At 64.8% G+C, this 22,051-nt stretch carries 28 protein-coding genes and 1 tRNA gene; 17 read left to right on the top strand and 12 right to left on the bottom strand.

From position 1 onward, the window contains the following. The 10 genes from AXA74_RS24400 to AXA74_RS16830 form a co-directional block, all read left to right on the top strand. On the top strand, positions 1-325 hold a 325-nt coding region (locus tag AXA74_RS24400; protein ID WP_162266986.1), incomplete at its 5' end, for a hypothetical protein. Further along, positions 322-525 carry a Lar family restriction alleviation protein gene (locus AXA74_RS16865; RefSeq protein WP_060833230.1) on the top strand — a complete coding sequence of 68 codons (204 nt, stop codon included), beginning with the start codon at positions 322-324 and terminating at the stop codon, positions 523-525. The genes AXA74_RS24400 and AXA74_RS16865, both read left to right, overlap by 4 nt. After that, entirely contained in the window at positions 518-1,081 is a 564-nt protein-coding gene (locus AXA74_RS24260) for a hypothetical protein (RefSeq protein ID WP_126623628.1), read from the top strand. Before AXA74_RS16865 ends, AXA74_RS24260 begins: the two co-directional genes overlap by 8 nt. A gap of 677 nt (positions 1,082-1,758) precedes the next feature. Continuing rightward, complete coding sequence (locus AXA74_RS24875) at positions 1,759-2,169, top strand: helix-turn-helix domain-containing protein (protein WP_126623629.1); 411 nt, start codon at positions 1,759-1,761, stop codon at positions 2,167-2,169. After that, complete coding sequence (locus tag AXA74_RS16855; protein WP_126623630.1) at positions 2,170-3,240, top strand: hypothetical protein; 1,071 nt, start codon at positions 2,170-2,172, stop codon at positions 3,238-3,240. It abuts the gene before it with no gap. A gap of 1 nt (position 3,241) precedes the next feature. Beyond that, entirely contained in the window at positions 3,242-4,009 is a 768-nt protein-coding gene (locus AXA74_RS16850; RefSeq protein WP_060833227.1) for an HK97 family phage prohead protease, read from the top strand. A gap of 10 nt (positions 4,010-4,019) precedes the next feature. Beyond that, complete coding sequence (locus tag AXA74_RS16845; RefSeq protein ID WP_060833226.1) at positions 4,020-4,229, top strand: hypothetical protein; 210 nt, start codon at positions 4,020-4,022, stop codon at positions 4,227-4,229. Then, complete coding sequence (locus tag AXA74_RS24570) at positions 4,211-4,672, top strand: hypothetical protein (protein ID WP_197723093.1); 462 nt, start codon at positions 4,211-4,213, stop codon at positions 4,670-4,672. Before AXA74_RS16845 ends, AXA74_RS24570 begins: the two co-directional genes overlap by 19 nt. Further along, entirely contained in the window at positions 4,669-5,337 is a 669-nt protein-coding gene (locus AXA74_RS16835; RefSeq protein ID WP_060833224.1) for a hypothetical protein, read from the top strand. Before AXA74_RS24570 ends, AXA74_RS16835 begins: the two co-directional genes overlap by 4 nt. 15 nt (positions 5,338-5,352) lie before the next feature. Further along, positions 5,353-5,886, top strand: coding sequence for a hypothetical protein (locus AXA74_RS16830; protein ID WP_060833223.1), 534 nt, complete (start codon positions 5,353-5,355; stop codon positions 5,884-5,886). A gap of 111 nt (positions 5,887-5,997) precedes the next feature. Here the strand turns inward: AXA74_RS16830 and AXA74_RS16825 are convergent, their stop codons facing one another. The 8 genes from AXA74_RS16825 to AXA74_RS16790 form a co-directional block, all read right to left on the bottom strand. Next, a complete protein-coding gene (locus AXA74_RS16825) occupies positions 5,998-6,414 on the bottom strand; it encodes a hypothetical protein (RefSeq protein WP_126623631.1) in 417 nt (138 codons plus the stop codon). Between the two features lie 155 nt (positions 6,415-6,569). Next, complete coding sequence (locus tag AXA74_RS16820; protein WP_060833221.1) at positions 6,570-6,806, bottom strand: DUF4224 domain-containing protein; 237 nt, start codon at positions 6,804-6,806, stop codon at positions 6,570-6,572. A gap of 96 nt (positions 6,807-6,902) precedes the next feature. Then, positions 6,903-6,977 (bottom strand) — tRNA-Val (locus tag AXA74_RS16815). Positions 6,978-7,029: 52 nt separating this feature from the next. Further along, positions 7,030-7,764, bottom strand: coding sequence for a DNA polymerase III subunit epsilon (gene dnaQ / locus AXA74_RS16810; protein WP_029580259.1), 735 nt, complete (start codon positions 7,762-7,764; stop codon positions 7,030-7,032). Between the two features lie 7 nt (positions 7,765-7,771). Continuing rightward, entirely contained in the window at positions 7,772-10,837 is a 3,066-nt protein-coding gene (locus tag AXA74_RS16805; protein WP_032979325.1) for an efflux RND transporter permease subunit, read from the bottom strand. A 15-nt stretch (positions 10,838-10,852) separates the two neighbouring features. Next, the gene (locus tag AXA74_RS16800; RefSeq protein WP_032979324.1) at positions 10,853-11,926 is read right to left on the bottom strand and encodes an efflux RND transporter periplasmic adaptor subunit; all 1,074 of its coding nucleotides are present in this window, start codon (positions 11,924-11,926) and stop codon (positions 10,853-10,855) included. A 128-nt stretch (positions 11,927-12,054) separates the two neighbouring features. After that, a complete protein-coding gene (rnhA, locus tag AXA74_RS16795) occupies positions 12,055-12,516 on the bottom strand; it encodes a ribonuclease HI (RefSeq protein WP_029580256.1) in 462 nt (153 codons plus the stop codon). 69 nt (positions 12,517-12,585) lie between these two features. After that, positions 12,586-13,350: a class I SAM-dependent methyltransferase gene (locus AXA74_RS16790; protein WP_032963396.1), complete on the bottom strand. Its 765-nt coding sequence runs from the start codon at positions 13,348-13,350 to the stop codon at positions 12,586-12,588. A 17-nt stretch (positions 13,351-13,367) separates the two neighbouring features. Here AXA74_RS16790 and gloB point away from each other — a divergent pair, with 17 nt between their 5' ends. From gloB to AXA74_RS16770, 4 genes are all read left to right on the top strand, one after another. Continuing rightward, positions 13,368-14,177 (top strand): hydroxyacylglutathione hydrolase, encoded by an 810-nt coding sequence (gene gloB / locus AXA74_RS16785; protein WP_029580254.1) that lies wholly within the window; start codon positions 13,368-13,370, stop codon positions 14,175-14,177. Positions 14,178-14,184: 7 nt separating this feature from the next. Then, complete coding sequence (locus AXA74_RS16780) at positions 14,185-15,603, top strand: LysM peptidoglycan-binding domain-containing protein (RefSeq protein WP_032979323.1); 1,419 nt, start codon at positions 14,185-14,187, stop codon at positions 15,601-15,603. A 58-nt stretch (positions 15,604-15,661) separates the two neighbouring features. Further along, positions 15,662-16,447, top strand: coding sequence for an enoyl-ACP reductase FabI (fabI, locus tag AXA74_RS16775; protein ID WP_029580252.1), 786 nt, complete (start codon positions 15,662-15,664; stop codon positions 16,445-16,447). A gap of 135 nt (positions 16,448-16,582) precedes the next feature. Beyond that, positions 16,583-17,263: a tellurite resistance TerB family protein gene (locus AXA74_RS16770; RefSeq protein ID WP_029580251.1), complete on the top strand. Its 681-nt coding sequence runs from the start codon at positions 16,583-16,585 to the stop codon at positions 17,261-17,263. On the opposite strand, the gene AXA74_RS16765 is transcribed toward AXA74_RS16770, so the two are convergent. From AXA74_RS16765 to AXA74_RS16755, 3 genes are all read right to left on the bottom strand, one after another. Then, positions 17,264-18,187, bottom strand: coding sequence for a tripartite tricarboxylate transporter substrate binding protein (locus AXA74_RS16765; RefSeq protein ID WP_230584683.1), 924 nt, complete (start codon positions 18,185-18,187; stop codon positions 17,264-17,266). 114 nt (positions 18,188-18,301) lie between these two features. Next, entirely contained in the window at positions 18,302-19,192 is an 891-nt protein-coding gene (gene nadC, locus AXA74_RS16760) for a carboxylating nicotinate-nucleotide diphosphorylase (RefSeq protein WP_032955379.1), read from the bottom strand. A gap of 105 nt (positions 19,193-19,297) precedes the next feature. Then, on the bottom strand, positions 19,298-20,194 hold the full coding sequence (locus tag AXA74_RS16755) for an NUDIX hydrolase (RefSeq protein WP_029580248.1): 897 nt from the start codon (positions 20,192-20,194) through the stop codon (positions 19,298-19,300). A 155-nt stretch (positions 20,195-20,349) separates the two neighbouring features. On the opposite strand from AXA74_RS16755, the gene AXA74_RS16750 reads away from it, so the two are divergent. After that, positions 20,350-20,565 (top strand): hypothetical protein, encoded by a 216-nt coding sequence (locus AXA74_RS16750; protein ID WP_029580247.1) that lies wholly within the window; start codon positions 20,350-20,352, stop codon positions 20,563-20,565. Positions 20,566-20,573: 8 nt separating this feature from the next. On the opposite strand, the gene AXA74_RS24715 is transcribed toward AXA74_RS16750, so the two are convergent. After that, complete coding sequence (locus tag AXA74_RS24715; RefSeq protein ID WP_230588840.1) at positions 20,574-21,065, bottom strand: helix-turn-helix domain-containing protein; 492 nt, start codon at positions 21,063-21,065, stop codon at positions 20,574-20,576. A 147-nt stretch (positions 21,066-21,212) separates the two neighbouring features. Between AXA74_RS24715 and AXA74_RS24710 the strand changes: the two genes are divergently transcribed. Next, complete coding sequence (locus AXA74_RS24710; RefSeq protein ID WP_223850567.1) at positions 21,213-21,527, top strand: hypothetical protein; 315 nt, start codon at positions 21,213-21,215, stop codon at positions 21,525-21,527. Positions 21,528-21,709: 182 nt separating this feature from the next. Further along, positions 21,710-22,051, top strand: coding sequence for a helix-turn-helix domain-containing protein (locus tag AXA74_RS16740; protein WP_051350509.1), 342 nt, complete (start codon positions 21,710-21,712; stop codon positions 22,049-22,051).

Here is a 22,051-nt window from a genome sequence, read left to right as displayed (position 1 = left end):
TGCAATCAAGCTCATCCCTCCTCAGGATCAGACGGCCCACGAAAACGCGAGCGTCCCGGTCTATGTTCCCACGGGCATCTTCACCCCTAACCATCCAGATTTTGGCAAGCCGAACCTCCTACAGGCCGAGATGAGCCTGCAGCAGATTGAACTCCACCTGAAACGGATCAACGGGATCCTGACGGCCGTCGTGACGCTCATGCCGAACGTATCCGACGAGGTCAACGCGCTGCTGTGGGCTGCCTACAAGCTGAACGAGGACAAGACGATGCTGGGTAGCCTGCGGTCTGCCTTGTGCTTGGACCGCAAGGAGACGAAGCAATGAAGGCCCAGAAACTGAACGGCCTTCAGGCCCAGCTCAAGCCCTGCCCGTACTGCGGCGGCAAAGGTCAGCTCAAGCCCATGCCGGGCGCGCCGATGTGGTTTCGGGTGCGCTGCGAAGCCTACGAATGCGGCGGTACTACGTGGGCAATGATGGGCGCGCCGGACGCTGCGGCGGCTTGGAATCGGAGGGCCAATGGCTAAACCCGACCGCAGTAAGGTCGCGCTCGCTCTACCGTTCCGGTTTGTGGCGATCCCTGTACAGGTGCTGGAAAGCCCCGCGTACAGGGCGTTGCCCAGCTCTGCGCGCTCCCTGCTGGTCGATCTGCTCCTGCAATTTACCGGTGGGAATAACGGACGCCTTACGCCTTCATTCACAGTGATGCAGCGTTACGGCTGGACGAGCAAATCAACCTTGGAGCGCGCACGAGACTACCTGATCGATACGCCATTCGTTATCCAGACGCGCCGTGGCCACCCGCCAGAAACGGCTGAATGGGTGGGCGTCACCTGGTACCGGCTGCACTACGAAAGGTCGATGTACGTCGATCCGAAGCATTGGCCTTACTTGAACTTCCTGACCGTTGAGTCGAGCACTATCGACCCGAACGACGGCAGGAAAAAACAATTCCTGTCCCCCGGAAACCGGGGAGATAAACGCGACTCTCCCCACGGAGCATCCCCCGGAAACCGGGGAGATTGGGTTTCGAAATCGCGCCTTATCTCCCCGGAATCAGGGGCGTTTCCCATAGAGAGGTGAGCAATGTTTGATCACCCCGGAAACAAGGGAAGGTTTAAAAGGGTTGCCATCTGTAGGCAGTTTTCTGTTGCTGTCTTCTGGGAACAGGTACAAGGCAAACGGTCGGTGAAACGCCAAGTGGAACCATGGAACGCCAGCGCCGTTACTGGAAACATTACCAGTGAGAACGCCACCGTCTCTAGACCGGCAACGTTGCCGCTCTTGGGTAGTCCGGTATCGGGACAGGTGAACGGATCTCGGACTATCAATCGTTCTGCAAATTTGCAGAACGACGGCGTTACGTCACGTTCCCGTCACGCAGCGTCACGCGGTGTCACGCATGGCCTTGGTAGTGTGCAGGCACTGCCTTGGTCGTGCTTTATCACTGACGACTCAGTGAAGGCTCACGGATTGGGGACGCTGGCAGCACGAACCGTGCACGCATCGTTGCACCAGGGGGGGCCGGGAACACTGAAAACCGGCAAGCTTTCCCCGACCGACCGCTGCCCTAAATTCCCGCATCCACAATTCACGGGACGACCCTGGCTGATGGCCTCCGGGGGGGTGCCGAACGCCTGGAGAGCCTTGATTTTCCTAGGCCGGACGCTCAACTCGCTTTCCATAAACGTCCAGAAAAAAGGCGCCGGGTTTGCACAAAAAACCCAGCAGAAACCCACTGGGTTCTTTTGGGGTTTCTCATGCTGACCCTACCCGAAGCCGCGCACCACCTTGGCATCCCTGTAGGCACACTGCGCCGTTGGGTCCGTGAGGGCTGCCCTGTGGCCCTGCGTGGGCACAAAGGGCGCGGTCATGCCTGCATGGTGGACGTGGAGGCCGTGCGCCAGTGGCGGGAATCTAGCGAGTCTGACGCCCGACTGCTCGAAATCGCCTCAGCGCTGCCCGACGTGCTAGCCCGCGCCAGTGAGGAAGCTTGGCGGCAAACAGAGGGCACGGATAAGCGGCGGTTGGCTGGGGTCATGGCCGCTAGCTGGTATGTCTTCACAACGAACGTGTTGGACTACTTGCGCGCCAAGCATCCAGCCATCCCCGACGTTGGCCCAGCGCTGCCTGAACAGATCGAACGCCTACGGAAAATCGCACGAGAGTGATTGATTTATAACGAATTTGCCATCATGGGCCATCCTCAATCACATGGAATGAAAGCGATGGATGCCCTTGAATACGCGGCGCTGAACCGCGCCCGCACTGCCTTAGACACGATGGCAGATTCGTTCGTCGGTCGCAACCAGCGACAACAGGCAAAAGCCTTTGTCGACCTTGCGCTGATGACGATTCAGCACGACAACAACGACAACCTGCTCACGGCGCTCAAGCAGCACGGCAACCCGCTGGTGCGCAAGGCGGTAGCGGAATCGACGCTGATATGGTCGGACCTGTGGGGCGATGGGAACGTTGCCGACATGGCAAGCGCCTTCCTGGCCACCATCGCCGAGCAATCGATCCTGGACCAGATCAAGAAGTACGCTCGAGTCCTACCCCGCAACGTCCCTCGGATCATGATCGCCTCAGATGCGGTGGGTGACCTTGTGGCCGAAGGCGATCCCAAGCCCGTCAAGAACCTGACCGCAACGACCGCGGATGCTGGATACAGCAAGTCCGCCGCAATCATCGTCATGACTCAGGAACTGGCCCGGGCTGGTGGCCCTGAGCTTCGTCGACTCTTTGAGGTCGAGCTTGAGCAAACGGTGGCCCGCGCCACCAATAAAGCCGTCCTGGCCGCGCTGATCAACTCCAACACCGCCACCATCCAAGGGACAGGAGACGTGCTGACCGACCTGCGGGCCGGCCTGCGCGCTGCCGAGCCTTCCTATGGCTACGTGGTAGCGGCTCCTGCCGCTGACGTCCGTGACCTTGCAACCCGAGTAGAGAACCGGGGTGGCATGAGCGTACGCGGCGGGACGTTCGTACCCGGGGTTGAGGTTGTCGCAATCGACGATGCCACCGACATGCAGATTATCCCGGCCTCGCGCATCGCGATGCTGGATGCTGGCGTCCAGGTGCGCACCGCCGAACATGCCTCGCTCGACATGCGGGATACGCCGCAGTCGCCCGCGCAGATGGTCAGCCTATGGCAAACCAACTGCCTTGGCCTGCTGATTGAGCGTAGCTGGGATATCGCCCAGGGCGCCGAAGTGGTGGTTGTGGAAAGCGGGAGCTGACATGACGGCCAATCACCAAACCTTCCTGGCCGTAAAGGCGCTAGAGCGCGAGGATGGCCGGTGGATCGAAGGCTGGGCCACCACGGGTCGAGAAGATCGCGTAGGCGATATCGTCGTGCCGGAGGGGGCTACCTTTGCCCTTCCATTGCCGCTGCTGTTCGCCCACAAGCATGACGAACCAATCGGATCGGTCGTGCGCGCCGAAGTTACCAAGGCGGGTATTCGCATTCGCGCCAAGCTGACAGAGGGCGTGGCGCGCGCTGAAGAGGTCTGGAAGCTGCTGCAAGACGGCGCGCTTACCGCTGTCTCTATCGGCTTTCAGGCGCTCAAGCATTCGGCGCTGCCTACCGGTGGCCTGCGCTTCGACCAGTGGGAATGGCACGAACTGAGCGTGGTCTCCGTGCCTGCCAATCCTGATGCCCGCATCTCTGTCGCTAAGTGCATGGCCGTCACTGCTAAGGAAGTCCCAATGCCCGCCCCTAAGCGTGCGCAGCGCCGAGAAAGTAGCTCTGTCGGCTTCGATCCCGAGATGTTTGGCGCGGCTATCGGCGAGTTGATCAGGGAAACCGTGGAACCTCTGGCCGCCCGCATCAAGCAACTGGAGACCCGTCCCGTTATGGCGTTTGCCGGAGAGTGGCAATCGGCGCTTTCCTACCCTGCTGGATCCATCGTGCGTCAAGGAGGCGCGGCTTACGTGGCACTGCGCAGCATCGACGTCGGCAAAGCCCCCCCTGCGCGCCAAGGTGGCGGCTGGGAACGAATCATCTAAGGGAGTCCACATGAAACTGCCTGTTGACCATATAAACGCCGAGCTTCGCAAGATCGGGCGGCCGGTCCATGACGCCGAGATGAGCTTTGGAGGCTATGACGGCGATGAGCACTTGCTTCTCTTCACCTGGCCGGACGGCTTTTCTGCTCGCATCAGCATGGGGCCGATCGCAAGCGCCATGATCGAACGGAGTGTGACGCAATGCACGAACTTGCACTGAACGATGGGCCGCGGACACCTTCGCTGGTCCACCTTCCGCACCCGCTGAATCCTTCCGGCAAGGTGATGAGTTATGCCGCGTTCCTGCCCGGGGAGACCTTGGGCGCTTACCTGGAACGTACCGGCACCCACGTGGCCAACGCCCCGATGCACGTGTGGCACAACGGGCGCCAAGTCCCGCCTGCTCTGTGGCGCCGGCTGATTCCCAAGGCTGGCGATCAGATCCTGATCCGCGCCAAGATGGAGGGTGGTGGAGGCGGCAACAAGATTCTGCGCACGGTGGCCATGATCGCGGTGGTTGTGGCATCGGTCTTCGCGCCGTACTTGGCTCCGGCCGCCTGGGGTATTCAGGCTGGGACCTATGGCGCTGCGCTGCTATCAGCGGGCGTGATGATCGCCGGTACTTTGATGATCAATCCCATGATTCCGGAGATTGCGCCGTGAGCTTAGCCAACGTTGTCATCAATCACGACCGCGCATTGATCAGCGTGGATACCCGCGCCGGCTTTATCGAAGGGGCGGAGGACTTGGCAGACGCCGAGACCTTTCAGAATCGACACGCTGCCAAGCTATGGCTGTTCCCCCATATGAACATGGCCATGACCCAGCGGGGCGACGGTCTTTTGACGTCGACCGTCCGCAACCTGCTTGAGCGCTCGTTGCCCGATAGCTTCGATGACGCCGTTCGGCTGATGCCTGACCTCCTGGGGTTCGCTTATGCAGATGCTGTGGAGTCTCGCAGGCAGGCGCTGGGCATTGACGACTTCCCCGGCGCGGAAATCGTCCTGGTGGGCTGGTCGCCCTGCAACTTGAGCTTTCAGGCCATGCGGTGGCGTCGCTACCCCACCGACTCCGGCTTTACCCAGAGCCGTGTGGACAAGATGCTATTGCTGCCCGAGATTGACCGGATAGAGCCGGTCGACCTGCCGGACACGGCCGAAAAGATGGAAGCGGTGGCGCGCCGCCAGGTGGCGTGGGTGCGCCGAGATCATCCGTCGCTGGCTTGTGGTGGTCGTCTGCTGCTGGCCGAACTCACGCGAGACGCGGTGACGGTGCGCACCATTGCCGAATTGGAGCGCTCAGCCCATGATACAAAGCGCGCTGGATGAGAGGAGTGAGACCCTATGCAGAATGACAAAGAAGCGGAAAGCGGTGCTTTCCAATACGTCTCAGGTCGCGGGAGGATTCGCTTTGAGGAGTTAACCGAAGGAGAGCGAGAGATCTGGCGATTCGTCCTCGAGGCCGTCACGGGGCAAACTGCAGCGCTGGGATCAGCGGTTCAAAAGCACATCGCAGTGGCCAACATGGGAGGCCTCGCAGCATTGCTGGCGTTTGCTGGAACTAAGGGTCTAGACGCGGCTGGCCACATGGTTTCTGCCTTCTGGGCCTTTGGCGTTGGTTTGGCTCTAGTCACCCTCTCGATGGCGTGCTCTTATCACCTCACGACAGACATGTATGCGAAGCTGCTGGCGGACCTTACGCGCCCGTCTGGGGCATCTCCTGCCCAGCCTCCTTTGAATCTCTGGCAGAAAATCCAAAACAGGTTGGTCCGAATAGCGGTGTGGTGGGCGACACCTCTGGCATGGATGGCCTTTGCGGCCCTGTTAACAGGCATGGTGCAAGGCGGTCTGGCTTTAGGAAGCTTGCCGACCACTTAGCATTAGGTTGGGGGGAGGTTATCCATTTGCTTAACCTTCCCCTTCCAAGGCCGGACACCACCCTATCAATCCGCATCCACAGTTGGAAACATGAGGCTGGCCCCAGTCCGCTCAATCTAGACTCATCAACTCCCAAGTCGCGCCGTTGAAGATCAGGCGATAGCGATATACCCCAGCCGCGGCAACATTGATCTTCTCGTAGCGCACCGGAACGTCCGAGTTATCCAACCCGTATATCTGTACACCGACCTTGTGTTCACCAGCAGGAAGGTAGAAGCGAAGCACGGTGGCATTCGGCACGTTCGCGATGCGTTTGCCGTTCACGTAGACCCGTGTATCGACCCCTCCACCAACGAAGGCGTCATCTCGAGCAACAACGACCTGGCCTTTGTCCGGGCCGCCATTAAGCAAGTCCTTATCGACAACGTTGGCTATCGGTACTGGCTTTCCCGACTCAGGATTAACTGCTACCGAAGAGCAGCCCGCAAGCAATGACGACAAAACTCCCACCAACAACAGTTTCCGCATGTTATCTCCCTGAAAGCAGGTCTTTTAACATACGCTTACTTTTGTTGGCACCTTAGGTAGCCGGGGGGCCATGCCCTGCCAAAAAAGGCCATGCACTCCTAGGCCGGCCTCTCAGCTTCCGTGGCATAAACACGTAGAAAAAAGCTGGAACGGGATTACTTGCGCTTGGGTGGTGGCGGAGGCCGCACCTTCGGATGCGCGTTCCTGAGATGCATCCTCGGCTCCGGGCGCGCCTCCTGATGCGGAATACCCAGGCTTGCCCTGAAGACCAGAAGCGTGCCGTCTGGCCGGACCTGAAAGCGGATACCCAGGGCGGTCAAAACCTTGGCTTGGGCCTGGCGACGCTTCTTGCGTGTGACCTGCTCAATCTCGTCGTCGGTCAGTGTCAGCATCGCCGTGGCTCTCGGAAAGATGTTGAGTACTTTTTGAGTACCAAAACAATCAGGGGTTCAGCCGTTAAGCTAAACCCCTGATTATTCACACAAATTTGGTGGGTAGTACTGGGTTCGAACCAGTGACCCCTGCCGTGTGAAGGCAGTGCTCTACCACTGAGCTAACCACCCTGAAAGAAGCGAGATTCTAGCACGGTTTTTTTGCCGTGCGCAAACAGGACGATCACACAGCCTGGCCAGCGGCCTCGGCGGCCGGCTCCAGGCCGCGCCACAGGCAGGCGCCGCCTACGGCCTTGTCCAGCGCGGCGAGGTAGGCCTCGTGCTCGGCCAGGTCCTCGCCGGCCGCGGCGATGACCGGCAGCACGGAAGCATCGAACTGGCCCAGCTCGACCTGGGCGCCGCCGACGCCCTGGCTGTCGTCGACGTCGATGAGCAGGGCGTCCTGCCCGCGCGTCATGGCCAGCCAGACCTCGGCGAGCAGTTGTGAGTCCAGCAAGGCCCCGTGCAGCGTGCGGTGGGCATTGGAAATGCCATAACGATCGCACAGGGCATCGAGCGAATTGCGCTTGCCCGGATAGAGGGTGCGCGCATGGGCCAACGAGTCGATCACGCTGTCGCAATAGCTGTCTATGCTCTTGCGCCCGATCTTCTGCAGCTCGGCATTGAAGAACTTGACGTCGAAGCCGGCGTTGTGGGCGATGAGTTCGGCGCCCTCGATGAAACTGATGAACTGGTCGGCCACGTCGCCGAAACGCGGCTTGTCCGACAGGAACTCCGTGGTCAGGCCATGGACAGCGAGCGCCTCGGGGTCGCTGTCGCGGTCCGGGTTCAGGTAGATGTGCAGGTTGCGGCCGGTGACCACGCGGTTGACGATCTCGACGCAGCCGATTTCAACGATGCGGTGGCCCTGGGCGGGGTCCAGGCCGGTGGTTTCGGTATCGAAGATGATCTGGCGCATGGCGAAGCTACTCTGAAGCGGGTGTGGTTTCGGCGTGGCCCTCGGGCGCCCGCCGCGTGGCCGCGATGAGCGAGTACGCCACCGGGACCACGAACAAGGTCAATAGTGTACCCAGGCTCAGCCCGCCCACCAGCACCCAGCCGATCTGCTGGCGCGATTCTGCCCCCGCCCCGCTGGCCACGGCCAGGGGGACGGTACCCAGCACCATGGCGCCGGTGGTCATCAGGATGGGGCGCAAGCGCAGCACGCTGGCCTCCACCACGGCCTCCATGATGTCCTTGCCCTCCTCGCGCAGCTGGTTGGCGAATTCCACGATGAGGATGCCATGCTTGGTGATCAGGCCCACCAGCGTGATCAGGCCGATCTGGCTGTAGATCGACAGCGTGCCTCCCGTGAGCCAGAGCGCCAGCAGGGCGCCGGTCATGGACAGCGGCACCGAGAGCATGATGATGAAGGGATTGCGCCAGCTCTCGAACTGGGCGGCCAGCACCAGGTAGATGAAGGCCAGCGCCATGGCGAAGACGAGGTAGATGCTGCCGGAGGAGTCGCGAAACTCGCGCGACTGGCCGTCCAGGTCGGTGACGACGGTATGCGGCAGGACTTCGCGCGCCACTTCGTGCATATGGGCCAGCACTTCGCCCAGGGCGTAGCCCGGCGCCACCGAGGCGTCCACCTTGACCGCGCGCAGGCGGTTGAAGTGGTTGAGCGATTGCGGCGAGACGCTCTCGCGCACGGCCAGCAGGTTGTCCAGCTGCACCATGCTGCCGTCGCGGGCGCGGACATAGATGCCGGAGATGTCGGTGGGCGTGGCACGGTCGCGCGGCGTGACCTGCACGATCACGTCGTACTGCTCGCCCTCGTCCTTGTAGCGCGTGACCTGGCGCCCGCCCAGCATGGACTCCAGGGTGCGGCCCACGACATCGACGTTGGCGCCGACGTCCGACATCTTGTCCCGGTCGACCTGCACGCGCAGCTCGGGGGTGTTCAGGCGCAGGTCCGTGTCGAGGTTCTGCAGGCCCGGATAGTCGCGCAGGGCTTCGACGAAAACCCCCACCAGCTTGGCCAGCTCCGGATAGGAAGCCTGGCTCATGATGATGAACTCTACCGGCTTGGAGCGCGCCGACTGCCCCAGCGAGGGCGGATTGGTCGGGAAGGCCCGCACGCCCGGCAGCGAAGAGAACTTGGGTTGCAGTTCGCGCGCGATGTCCTGCTGGCGCCGGCCGCGCTCTTCCCAGGATTTCAGGCGCAGGATGGCCGTGCCGTCGGTGACCGTGGGAAAGCCGACCGTGGTCTGGCTGACGCTGGCCTCGGGGATGGCGTCGTAGAACTTCTCGATCGCCAGCATGCTGTCCAGGGTATAGCCCAGCGTGGCCCCCTCGGGCGCGCTGACGATGCCGAAGATCACGCCCCGGTCTTCGATGGGGGTGAGCTCGCTCTTGACGACCTTGAACAGCACGCCGCTGGCCAGGGCCACGGCCACGCCGATGCCTATCACCACGCCGCGGTGCGCCAGCGACCACCCCAGCGCGCGGCGATAGCCCCGGGCCAGGGCTTCCAGCCAGCCTTCGATCAGGTTGTACCAGCGGTTATGGCCGGTCTGGTGGCGCAGCAGCACCGAGCACATCATGGGCGTGAGCGTCAGCGCCACGAAGCCGGAGACCAGCACGGCGGCGGCCAGCGTCAGCGCGAACTCGATGAACAGGCGCCCGGTGCGGCCGGTGGCAAAGGCCAGCGGCGCATACACCGTGACCAGGGTCATCGTCATGGCCACGACCGCGAAGCCGATCTCGCGCGAACCCTGGATGGCCGCCTGGCGGCGCGGCATGCCGTTTTCGATGTGGCGGAAGATGTTCTCCAGCACCACGATGGCGTCGTCGACCACCAGGCCGATGGCCAGCACCATGGCCAGCAGCGTAAGCGTGTTGATGGAGAAGCCGAACATGTACATGATGGCGCAGGCGCCGATCAGGGACACGGGGATGGTGACGATAGGCACCAGGCTGGCGCGCAGATTGCGCAGGAAGAAGAAGATCACCAACACCACCAGCACGATGGCTTCGCCGATGGTGTGATACACCGAATCGATCGAGCGCTCGATGAAGACCGAGGTGTCGTAGGAGAAGCTCAGCTTCATGCCGGCCGGCAGGCTTTCGTTGAGGCGTTCGACCTCGGCCCGGGCGGCTGCCGAGAGCTCCAACGGATTGGCGGTGGACTGGCGCGTGATGCCGATATTGATGGCGTTCTTGCCATTGAAGCGCGAGAGCACCCGGTCATTGGCCGCGTCGATCTGGACCCGCGCCACGTCGCGCATGCGCACCGGGTAGCCCTTGACGTTGGCGATGATGATGTTCTCGAACTGGGTGGTCGTCTGCAGGTCGGTGGATGACACCACCGAGAACTCGCGCGCCCGCGATTCGATCCGCCCGGCCGGGATTTCGACGTTCTGGCTGCGCAGCGACGATTCGACATCCTGGACGGTGAGGTTGTAGCCGGCCAGCTTGTCGCGATCGACATAGATGCGCATGGACGGCAGCCGCTCGCCGAAGACCCGCACCTCGGCCGCTCCGGGCAGCACCGACAGCCGCGTCTTGATATAGCGGTTGATGTAATCGGAGGTCTGGATGGCCGAGTACGGGCCGGACTCCACCGCGATGTAGATGATGGGCTGGGAGTCGGCCTCGACCTTGCCGATGATGGGTTCGTCGATCTCGTCGGGCAGGAAGCGGCGCGCGCGCGAGACCTTGTCGCGCACCTCGGCCGCGGCTGCGTCGGGGCTGCGCGAGAGATTGAACTTGATGTTGATCAGGCTGCGCTCGGAACGGCTGCGCGAGGTCATCACGTCCACGCCCTCGATGCCGGCCAGCTGGTCTTCTAGCGGCTTGGTGACCTGGGACTCGATCACCTCGGGGGAAGCGCCCTTGTAGGTGGTGTCCACCGAGACGATGGGCTCGTCGATCTTGGGGTACTCGCGCACCGTCAGGCGGGAATACGAGATCAGGCCCACCAGGATGATGATCAGCGACAGCACCGAGGCGAACACCGGCCTGCGGATACAGACTTCGGATAGAACCATGGCCGGCCTCCTTGCCTACTTGGCCCCGCCGTTGACGACGCTGACCGGCGCGCCGTCGGTCAGGCGCTGCAGGCCGGCGATGACGACCTGATCGCCCGCGGCCACGCCGGTGAGGATCTCGGCGCGGCCATCGCGGCGTTCGCCGACGCTGACCTCGATCTTCTCGGCGCGGCCGTCGCGCACGCGAAAGACATATTGGCTCTGCCCCGCGGGCGCCAGGGCGGCCTCGGGGACGACCAGGGCCGGATCCTCGCCGAATTGCAGCTGGACACGGGCGAACATCCCCGGACGCAGGACATGATCGGCGTTGGGCACGGTGGCGCGCAACAGGATGGATCGTCCGCCGGCATCGACCAGCGGGCTCACGGCATAGACCTGGCCGGCGCGCTCCTGGCCCGGCATGGCGTCGAGCCGCACGGCCAGCGACTGCCCCACCCGCAGCTTGCTCAGATACATCTCCGGCACGCGGAAATCCACCTTGAGCGGGTCGATGGCCTCCAGCGGCGCCAGATCCTGTCCTTGGTTGACGTAGTCGCCCACCGAGACATTGCGCAGGCCGACCATGCCGGCGAAGGGGGCGCGTATGGTCATTTTGTCGAGCTTGGCCTGCGCCAGCACGGCGGCGGCCTGCTGCACCTTGAGCGTGCTGGCCGACTCGTCCCGGGCCTGCTGGCTGACGAAGCCCCGGCCATGCAGGTCCACGGCGCGGCGGTACTGGCTTTCGGCCAGCGCCAGGTTGGCGCGCGCCTGCTGCAGTTCGGCGCTGGGAATGGAATCATCCAGGCGGATCAGGACTTGGTTGGCCCGCACGGCCTCGCCTTCCTTGAAGTCGATCTGCTGGATGCGGCCGGCGACCTCGGGGCGCAACACCACCGACTCGTCCGAGCGCAGGCTGCCCACGGCGGACAGGCCGCGCGCGAAGGGCCGCTCCTCGACTTTGGCGACCTCGACGCGCGTGGCGCTGGGCGCGGCGGCCGTCTTGGCGGGCGCGGGCGCGGCGCCCGCCAGCCAACGGGGAATATAGACGCCCGCGGCCGCCCCAGCGGCCAGGCCAACCACGAGGGTGGCGAGCAATGCTGCTTTTTTCATGCTGGGATGTGAAGCGCCGGCGCACAGGACGCGCAGGCATGGGAATAGAAGCATGGCACTGTAGCATCCGGATTTACATCCTGGCACAGATCCGTGGCGTCAATTCCCTAGGGGGTTTCCCCTGTGCCTCAGCGGCCCGACACGCTGGCCACGCCCTGGTTGGCCAGCATATCGGCCATTTCATTGCCCGGGTCGCCGTTATGGCCGCGCACCCAGCGCCAGCTGACTTGGTGGCGCGCGACCTGGGCGTCGAGCGCCTGCCAGAGCTCGACGTTCTTGACCGGCTTTTTGTCGGCGGTCAGCCAGCCGCGGCGCTTCCAGTTGGGCATCCATTCGGTCATGCCCTTCATGACATATTGCGAATCGGTATGGATGATGACCGTGCACGCCCGCTTCAGGGCCCGCAGGCCTTCAATGACCGCCAGGATTTCCATCCGGTTGTTGGTGGTCTTGGGATCGCCCCCAAAGAAGGTCTTCTCGTGGCTGCCGAATCGCATGAGCACGCCCCAGCCCCCCGGGCCGGGATTGCCCTTGCAGGCGCCATCGGTCCACATTTCAACGACATCGGCAGCAACAGGGGGGGTCGACATGGCATTCCATCATGAAAACAGGCCGAAGACGATACTGGATTTCGCCCGGCCGTGCAGCGGGCGCCGCGCTCAGCCCCCGCCGTCGCTGGCCTGGCGGTTGACCACCACCGAGGCCGCCTGGGCGGTCTTGCGTTTCTTCTTCCAGGCCGGCCCGATCAAACGCATGCCGCCCACGCGCTTGATGGCCGAGACCACGTAGACTGCCCCGCCCATGCGCCACCAACGCTCGCCCATGCCTTCCATGAAATGCCAGCGCCGTATCCATTGCTCGCTGCGGCAGGCCGGCACGAAACGGCCATGGCGGCCCCGGTCGACCTCGAAGGACAGCAGCTTGAGCCAGTCGCGCAGCCGCGGCAGCGCCACCTGGGACTTGAGCGGCACGGGCAGCCAGGGCTCCATGCCCGGCAAGGCATTGCGCACGCCCCATAAGCTCCAGGGGTTGAAACCGGAAATCACGACACGGCCCTCGGGCATGAGCACCCGCTCGGCCTCGCGCAGCACCAGGTGCGGGGCCTCGGCGCACTCCAGCACATGGGGCAGCAGCAACAGGTCCACGCTTTGCGATTCAAACGGCAGCGACTCGGGCTGGGCCACCACGCGGGCCTGCCAGTTCACCTCGCCCTCGAGCGGATCGGCCCCCACCCAGCCTTTGAAAGGCATGCGGTTGCAGGCCAGCAGATCGGGTTCGGCCAGGCCCATCTGCCAGGCGTAGAAGCCGAACACATCGGCCACCTCTTCGTCGAAGCGGGCGCGCTCCCATTCCAGGACATATTTCCCGGGCGGGGTCTGGAACCACTCGGCCAGTTCTACAATCGGCGCTGTCATTTCCGCCACTTCGCCTTCCTCATACGATGCCAGCCCATTCCCAAACCGCGGGCCAGGCCAGCCTGGTCGTGCCCATCGAGGCCTTCACCGACAACTATATATGGGCCGTGGTCCGCGACGGCTGGGCCGTCGTGGTCGATCCCGGCCAGGCCCGGCCCGTGCAGGATTTCCTGGCCGGACAGGGGCTGAGGCTGCGCGCCATTCTACTCACGCACCACCACGGCGACCATGTCGGCGGCGTGCTGGACCTGCTGGCCCAGGCGCCGGTGCCGGTCTATGGACCGGCTCGCGAGTCCCTGCCGCATTGCGACTTCCGCCTGGAGGAAGGGGATCTCGTGGAAATCCCTGAGCTGGGACTTTCCCTGACGGTGCTGGACGTGCCGGGGCATACGGCCGGCCATATCGCCTATACCGGGCATGCCGGCGGCCGGCCCCTGCTCTTCTGTGGCGACACGCTGTTCGCGGCCGGCTGCGGGCGGCTGTTCGAAGGCACCCCGGCCCAGATGCATGCCTCCCTGGAGAAATTGGGGACTTTACCGGAAGATACACAGGTTTTCTGCGCACACGAGTACACTCTAGCGAATTTGCGCTGGGCCACGACGGTAGAACCCGCCAATCTCACCCTGCAACAGTGGCAAGAACAGGCCCGCCAAATGCGCGCAGACGGCCGTCCCACCCTGCCTTCGAGCATCGGCAAGGAAAAAGACACCAATCCGTTCCTGCGTACCCAACAGGCAGAGGTTGCCAAAGCCGCCATGGCATGGGCCGGACACGCTTTGTCCAGCCCCGTGGACATCTTTGCCGCCCTGCGCGACTGGAAGAACAATTTCAAGTGAACCACCGATGAGCCTTCTCCGACTTCTGCTACCCGTCCTTCTCGTGGTCCTTGCCGGTTGCGCCGGCACCGGGCAAAAGCAGAACGCCGAAGGCAGTTCGTCGCGCTACGTGGCCAAGGACACATCACGCACGGTGGACCTGACCAGCCCGCCGCGCGACGCCTGGGACCGCATCCGCCGCGGCTTCGCCATCCCCAACCTGAATACCGAGCTGTCCCAGCAATGGACGGACTACTACGCCGCCCACCCCGAGTCGGTGCAGCGCATGGCCGAACGGGCCGGCAAATACCTGTATTTCATCGTCGATGAGGTCAACCGCCGCGGCCTGCCCACCGAGCTGGCCTTGCTGCCCTTTGTCGAAAGTGCCTACAACCCGACCGCGCTGTCGCGCTCGCAGGCTTCCGGCCTGTGGCAGTTCGTGCCCGCCACGGGCCAGCATTTCAACCTGAAGCAGGATTGGTGGCGCGACGAGCGGCGCGACCCCATCGCCTCGACCTATGCGGCGCTGGACTACCTGGAAAAGCTGTTCGAGATGCAGGGCGATTGGTATCTGGCGCTGGCATCGTATAACTGGGGCGAGGGCTCGGTGCAGCGGGCCATGGCCAAGAACGAGGCCGCCGGCCTGGCGACGGACTATCTGTCGCTGAGCATGCCCGATGAGACACGCAACTATGTGCCCAAGCTGCAGGCCATCAAGAACATCATCGCCGACCCGCGCAAGTATGCCGTGGCCTTGCCCAAGGTCGACAACACGCCTTATTTCGTCACGGTCCAGAAGAACCGCGACATCGACATCGAGCTGGCCGCCAAGTTCGCCGAAATGCCGCTCGACGAGTTCAAGGCCCTCAATCCCTCTTTCAACCGCCCGATGATCCGCGGCGAGCATGAGCCCACGCTGCTGCTGCCGGCTGACCGGCTGGCCACCTTCAATGCCAATATGCAGAACTACAAGGGCGACCTGAGCAGCTGGTCGACCTATGCGACGCGCCGTGGCGAGAGCTACGCGGCCATCGCCAAGCGCTACGGCGTCTCCGAGGCCCGCCTGCGCGAGATCAACGAAGTGCCTTCGCGCCAGAAACTCGCCGCCGGCCAGGTGCTGCTGGTGCCGGCCGCCGGCGCGGCCAACAAGCCCGATACCGGCGACGCCGTCCAGCTGGCCTCGCTGTCCACGCCCGTGGGCGCGCTGGACAAACCCGCCCTGTCCGCCAAGCCCGGCCCCCGCGCGCTGCCGGCCACGGCGGCGCGCGCCAGCAGCGCGCGGCCCAATGTCCGCACGCATAAAGTGAGTTCGGGCGACACGCTCTTCAGCCTGGCCAAGCGCTACGGCACCACGGTGGACGCATTGCGCGCCTTGAACAACCTGAAGGGCAATAACCTGAAGGTCGGCTCGCAATTGCGGGTGCCCGGCACCGGCACCCGCGGCTGACCCGGCGCGATGCTCGTAAAATAACGGCCTTCAAGCAAGGCAACCAAAGGAAAACACTATGGGCTTTCTCGCTGGCAAGCGCATCCTCGTCACCGGGGTGCTGTCGAACCGCTCCATCGCCTACGGCATCGCTCGCGCCTGCCACCAACAAGGCGCCGAACTCGCATTCACCTATGTCGGCGACCGATTCAAGGACCGCATCACCGAATTCGCCGCCGACTTCGGCAGCGACATCGTGCTGCCCTGCGATGTGGCCGAAGACAGCCAGATCGAGGCTGCGTTCGCCGCGCTCAAGGAGCGCTGGGACGGCCTGGACGGCCTGGTCCATTCCATCGGCTTCGCGCCGCGCGAAGCCATCGCCGGCGATTTCCTCGAAGGCCTGTCGCGCGAAGCCTTCCGCATCGCGCACGACATCTCGGCCTATAGCTTCCCGGCCATGGCCAAGGCCGCCCTGCCCCTGATGGAAGGCCGCAAGGCCTCGGTCCTCACGCTGACCTATCTGGGCGCCGAGCGCGTGGTCTCCAACTACAACACCATGGGCCTGGCCAAGGCCTCGCTGGAAGCCAGCGTGCGCTACCTGGCCACGGCGCTGGGCCCGCGCGGCATCCGCGCCAATGGCATTTCGGCCGGCCCGATCAAGACCCTGGCCGCCAGCGGCATCAAGGACTTCTCGTCCATCCTGAAGTTCGTCGAAGCCAATGCGCCCTTGCGCCGCAACGTGACCATCGAGGACGTCGGCAATGTCGCCGCCTTCATGCTCTCGGACCTGGCGGCAGGCGTGACGGGCGAAATCACCCATGTCGACGCGGGCTTCTCGACCGTGGTCCCGGGCATGGAAGACTGACCCTTGCCCAGGCACACGGGGCGCCTTGCGGCGCCCTTTTTTTTGGTCCGGACCGCGGCCCGCTCTGGCTGACATTGCGCTGAACTTTCACGCCCTCCCGGGGTCAGAGCGTTTTTGTCTCGCAAGGAGCCCGTCTTGAGCGCCCGTCAACTCCTCGATCAATTGCTGCGGTCCGGCCAGGACCTGGCGCAACAGGCCACCGGCCGCGACGCCGGCCAGGGCGGCGGTTCCTTTCTTGCCGGCTTGGGCGGCGGCGCCCTGGGCGCCGGCGCCTTGGGGCTGCTGCTGGGCAGCAAGAAAGCACGCAAGGTTGGCGGCAAGGTCGCCATGTATGGCGGCATGGCCGCGCTGGGCGCCCTGGCTTACCGGGCCTATGGGCAGTGGCAGGAGAATCAGGCCCGGCAGGCCCAGGCCGCCGCGCCCGCGCCGCCCCGGACGCTGGACCGCCTGCCCGCGCCCGAAGCGGAGGCGCACAGCAATGCCGTGCTGGTCGCGATGATAGGCGCGGCCAAGGCCGACGGCCACATCGGTCCCGCGGAGCGCCAATTGCTCGAACAGGAGCTCATCCGCTTGTCCGGCGATGCCGCCGACCGCGGCTGGCTGGAGGCCGAACTGGCCCGCCCGGTCGATCCGGCCGCCGTGGCGCGCGCCGCGCGTACCCCCGAGATGGCCGCCGAAATGTATCTGGCCAGCGTCCTGGTCATCGACGAAGAAAGCTTCATGGAACGCGCCTACCTCGATGAGCTGGCCCGCCAGCTGAAGCTGGAGCCCGCGCTCAAGCAGCAGCTGGAGGCGCAGGTCGCGCAGCTTTCCTGATCAGTCCGCGTGCAGCCCCATACTGGCCGTCAGCGCGCGGAAGCGGCCGATATCGGCCTGCACCAGCCGTTCGAAGTCTTCGGGGCTGCTCACTACCGGATTGAAGCCCAGGTCCTGCAGGTCGGCCCGTGTGGCCGGACGCGCCATAATGGCGGCCACCGCCTGGTTCAGGCGCGCCACCACCGCCGGCGGCGTGCCCGCCGGCGCCAGCAGGCCGTGCCATTGGTCCAGCTCGTAGCCAGGCCAGCCCTGTTCCGCCACGGTGGGCACGTCCGGCATGAGGGGCGAGCGCTGCGCCGAGGTCACGGCCAGGGCGCGCAGCTTGCCCGCGCGGATGAAGGGCGCCGCGCTGGACGCCGTCACCACGCCCAGGGGCACATGTCCGGACAACACATCCGTCAGCGCCGGGCCGCAGCCCTTGTAGGGCACTTGCTGCAGGGCCGAGCGGCTGCGCGCGCGCAGCATTTCGGCGGCCAGGTGCTGCGGCGTGCCATTGCCGCAGGAGGCATAGGGCATGGGGTCCTGGGGCAGGCCCAGGCGCAGCGCCTGCCCCAGGCTGGCCAGCGGCGAATCGGCGCGCGCCACGATGACCGAGGGCACGAAGGCCACGTTGATCACCGCGGTGAAATCGCGCTCGGGTGAAAAATCGAGGTGCCGGAACACGCCGGGGTTGACGGCGAAAGAGCTGTTGACCATCAGCAAGGTGTAGCCGTCGGGCCTGGCCTCGGCCACGGCGCGCGCACCAATATTGCCGCTGGCGCCGGGCCGGTTTTCCACCACTACCGCTTGGCCCAGGTCCTGCTGCAAGGCCGCGCCCAGCTTGCGCGCCAGCAGGTCCGTGCCGCCGCCCGGCGGGAAGGTCACGATGATAGTGATGGGCCGGACGGGGAATGCCGTGTCGGCCCGGGCCGGCGCGCCCAACATGGCCAGCCAGGCCAGGAAGAAAGCAAACAATCGCAGCATGATGTTTTTCCAGGGTGAGCGCCGCCTCGGCGCCCTCCCGGCACCGTCAACGGCTTGCAGAAAGGAAAAGCGGAATCAGCTGTCCAGGCCGATATCCAGGACCCGCGCGCTGTGCGTGAGCCAGCCCACTGCCATCAGGTCCACCCCGGTCGCGGCGATGGCCGGAGCGGTCTCGGGCGTGATGCGGCCCGAGGCCTCGGTCACGGCGCGCCCGTCGACGCGGCGCACCGCTTCGCGCAGGGTGTCGTGATCCATGTTGTCCAGCAGCACCACATCGACGCCAGCGGCCAGCGCTTCGTCGAGCTGCTCCAGGGTGTCGACCTCGAGTTCGATCTTGACCATATGGCCCACCGCCGCGCGAGCGCGGGCCAGGGCCTGCGCCACGCCGCCGGCGAAGGCAACGTGGTTGTCTTTGATCAGCACCGCGTCATCCAGGCCATGGCGATGGTTGCTGCCGCCGCCGACGCGCACCGCGTACTTCTGGACCGCGCGCAGCCCGGGCATGGTCTTGCGCGTGCAGGTGACCTTGCAGCGCGTGTGGGCGATGGCGTCGGCGATGGAAGCGGTGGCGGTGGCCACGCCGCTCAGATGGCCAAGGAAGTTCAGCGCCGTGCGCTCGGCCGTCAACATGCCGCGCGCCGGGCCCTCGATACGGGCGATCTCGCTGCCCGGCTCCAGGCGCGCCCCATCGGCCAGCAGCGCCTGGAAACGGATCTCCGGATCGATCAGGCGAAAGGCCAGCCGGGCCAGCTCCAGGCCGGCCAGCACGCCCGGCTGGCGCGCCACCAGCCGCGTCTGTCCGCGGGCCTCGGCCGGCACGATGGCGTCGCTGGTGATGTCGCCCGCGCGCCCCAGGTCCTCCAACAGGGCGGCGCGAACCAGCGGCTCCAGCATGACCTGGGGCAGATTCGGGATGAGGCGCGCCGTCTCCTGGGCGGGCGTCGGGTTGACGGTTTTTATGCTCATTTTGAGTATATATGGCGTTAAAAAAATGGCGGGATGACCCTGGGACTTATGCTAATACTGAGCATAAATTGCTGTCAAGCCCCTGCCGCCTGTTGCCGCGCTGTCTCAATATTGACGCGCCAAAGGCAGCTTGCTGCCGGAAATCGCCCGCTCCAGCATGACGTCGCGCCGGAAGCGGAACAGCTTGGCCGGCCGGCCCGCCGTGCCGCTGGCCATGCCGCCAGTCTCCTCGACCAGGTCCTGTTGCTCGATCAGGCGGCGGAAATTCTGCTTGTGCAGCTCGCGCCCGGCCAGGGCCTCGACCGTTGTCTGCAATTGCAGGAGCGTGAATTCGGCCGGCATGAGCTCGAAGACCACGGGGCGGTACTTGATCTTGGCGCGCAAGCGCGCGATGCCGGTGGCCAGGATGCGGCGATGGTCATGGCCCATGGCCTGCCCGGGCACCGCCGGTCCGGCGCCCGCCTCCGGGACCAGGCCGGCCTCATAGAGCAGCTCATAGCGCTGCAGGACCATGTCTTCGTTCCAGGGCGCGCCATCGAGCCCGAAACTGTAGGCCAGCCGCTGTCCGCGGCGCGCGTCGCGCCCGGCCCATTGTCGCAGACGGCGTTCGATATCAGCCAGCACGCCGGGCATGCCGCCGCGCCAGTCCTCCCACGGGAAATAGCGATACCAGTCCTGCCAGCCGACCTGCGCCACGCCGGTGTCGCCCGCCTCGCGTGTCAGGGCCAGGTAGCTCACCGAGATGACGCGCGCGCCGGCCGCGTTGGAGCGGTCGCTGTCGGCGAAGGTATAGAGCTGCTCGACGTAGCCCAGCGGATGATGGGTCTGGGTCTCGACCCAGGCGCGCAAGCCGGCCTGCAAAGAACGGTGGCTCAGTTCGAAGGGACCGGCCGGCAGCAATTGGCCGCCATCGGTGGTCAGCACGCGCGGCTGGCCCGCCGTCACGGCGACGAGCACGGCCACCAGTTCGGCGGAAAGCGATCGGTCGAGGGCGTCAGTCAAGGAGATCCCGGGGAAAACACGGCCAAGCCGTCACCGATTATAGAGGCCCGCGCTCCGTCACACCTGGACACCGGCTTCCGGCGGATGGCCGCGTAATATGGATCCACAGGCCTTTTTGCGGGCCTGCGTGTGGCAGCTCAACAAGGAGTCGGATCATGGCAATTGCTCGTGAGTTTCTCCCGTCGTCCAGCGTCACCCAGCAGCGGCGGTTCCATGGCACCGCGGAAATGCCCATGCCCAGCGCGAACCGGCAAGTCGCCGGCATGCCGCGCAGCGGCCGCGTGATGACCCAGCCGGGCGACCCCGGCGTGATCACCCCTGAGGACGATGTGCTGCCCGGCACGTCGTCGCGCCCCGACGAGGAGGCGTAGCCGCCTCTTTACTCGCTACCGCTGAACATATAGCCCCAGCCATGCACGGCGCGGATGGGCAGCCGCAACTGCCTGTCCGTCGCCTTGCGGCGCAGGCGGCAGATCAGCACGTCCACATAGCGCAGGCGGGCGCGTTCGCCGCGGCCGGGCCTGACATCGACCACATCCAGCAGGTCTTCGCGGCTCAGGCGCTGCGTGGGCGCCTGCACCAGGGCTTGCAGCAAGGCGCGCTCGGCGCCCGTGAGCGTCAGCCGCGCATTGTCGGGGCTGGCCAACACCCAACCGTCCTCGAGCAGACGCCAGCCGCGTTCGATATAGCCGTTTTCGGCGTGGGGCGGCAGGTGGGGGGCCAGCAAGGACAGGGGCCGCGAAACCGGCGGCGGCGGCACCAGGGCCTGGGCCACGCCGCGCCGCGCGAGCGCCTGCAGCACGGCGGCGATCTCCTGGTGGCTGCTGCCCTGCTCCAGGCAGGTATCGACGCCGCATAGGAGCAGCTGCACCCGCGCCTCCGAAGACAGCGGGGGGTCAGCGCCACGATACCCACACTGGGCGCCAGCGTGCGCAGACGCGCCGCCGCCACCAGCACATCGCTCTGCGAAGCCGCCAAGACCACGAAACCATGGCGGTGCTGGCCATGCAGTTCGTACATGGCCGACAGCTCGGTGCAGCTGGCTACTGGAAACCCGGAGTCGACAAGCGACTGCGACAAGGCCTGGCATTGGCCGAAATCGACGCACAGCAGCAGCACGCCCGCATTGGGCGCGCTGGCCGGCTGGCTGGCCGAAAAGGAATCCGGGGAGAAATCGGACGGGACACGCATGGCGCGGCCCATCACCCTCGGCCTCGCTCGTGACGGCGGGCCGTCGAGAAGGCCGGCGCGCGGCCCGATACGCAAAACGTGGAAGTGGAAAACGCGGATCTCATACCGTCCTGCCTTACCTGATCAATACACGTTCGTGTAAAAAAGTAGACCACAGCCGTGTAGATTTGCCTACCGGCCACCTAGGGAATTAGCAACTAAGCGACACCTTCAGACACAAATAGGTGGGTATCCCTTGACTTGATCATCTTCGAGTGCCCGCTAGCCCCGCCAGTGCATATGATTTAATTGGGGATCGACACGCCAGGCAGATTCCCACACGAGGTGAGCAGCTTCAGCGACCGTCTCCGCGCCACACGGGCACAGCGCGGCTGGACGCAAAAGGAACTGGCCGAACTCAGCGGCCTGACGCCCAGCGCCATCTGCAATTACGAAAGCGGGCGGCGCGCGCAACCCTGCGCCTCCGCCTTGCTCAAGCTTGCCGAAGTCCTTGGTGTCTCCCCAGGCTGGCTTACCGAAGGCAGCGCAACTCCCCTGGCCGGGCCCAAGACAGCTCCCTGGCCTTTTCCCCATATCTCGTTTTCCCGCTACCAGCAGCTCAAACCGCAGCAAAAGCGCCAGCTCGGCATCCTGGTCGGCGCCTATATCGACTCCTGTTTGCGCTGA

The organism is Bordetella hinzii LMG 13501, from assembly GCF_001548475.1.
Lineage (GTDB): Bacteria > Pseudomonadota > Gammaproteobacteria > Burkholderiales > Burkholderiaceae_B > Bordetella > Bordetella hinzii.
Note: the sequence above shows the minus strand (reverse complement) of the source record. Positions and strands in the feature narration are given on the sequence as shown.